Origin of the sequence: Methanoculleus sp. UBA413, assembly GCF_002502935.1 — an archaeon.
Classification (GTDB): domain Archaea; phylum Halobacteriota; class Methanomicrobia; order Methanomicrobiales; family Methanoculleaceae; genus Methanoculleus; species Methanoculleus bourgensis.
Genome location: NZ_DAQR01000098.1, coordinates 5,926 through 6,716 on the forward strand (window position 1 = coordinate 5,926; position 791 = coordinate 6,716).

Sequence of the window (791 nt, forward strand, 5' to 3'; positions counted from 1 at the left end):
ACGGGCACCTACACTTACCTCACTGCCGGCACCTACGCTGTCACGGTGAGGGTTGCAAACAACGCTACCGGCGCTCTTGCCTGCGATACCCTGAACGTGACCGTGAACCCACAGCCGGAGGTTCCTGAGGAGGAACCTGACGTGCCGTCCACGCTTGTTGTCGATGCCGGGGGCGACCGCACCGCACTCGCCGGTGAGCAGGTCACAATCCTTGCCACCTACAACGGCACCGGTGTTCTCGATGTGCTGAACGTGAGCGCCTCCATCAACTGGGGCCCGGCAACAACAGAACCGGAGATTGCGCTGGACGATGACCACAACGGCACAATCACGGGCACCTACACTTACCTCACCGCCGGCACCTACGCTGTCACGGTGAAGGTTGTAGATAATGCAACGGGTGCTATCGCCTGCGACACCCTGAACGTGACCGTAAACCCGCAGCAGATGAACGTGAAGGTCGCCCCGAAGACCCTGAACCAGAAGAGCAACGGCATCATGACTGTCTTTGTCAGCCTTGCGGAATGGCTCGGGTTCGGTGATGCCGACAGCAAGGACGTGACGATACCAGACTCTGAGGAGTTTAGAATCGGCAACGCAACGCCGGAGAAGGTCAACTTCTGCATGAAGGACGGCGGCACGCTCATCCTGAAGTACAAGAGGCAGGACCTCGATCTCGCCGCCGGTGATGACAACCTGACCGTGACCGGCAACGTCACGACAGAGAACGGCCCCATCTCGGTAGCCGGCACCGGTGCCGTATCCGTGATCAACCCGGGCAACGGGAAGAA

At 60.1% G+C, this 791-nt stretch carries 1 protein-coding gene; it reads left to right on the top strand.

All coding sequences use genetic code 11. From position 1 onward, the window contains the following. Positions 1 to 102: 102 nt before the first annotated feature. A partial coding sequence (locus tag BP858_RS08110; protein ID WP_286879258.1) for a hypothetical protein occupies positions 103 to 791 on the top strand: 689 nt, incomplete at its 3' end.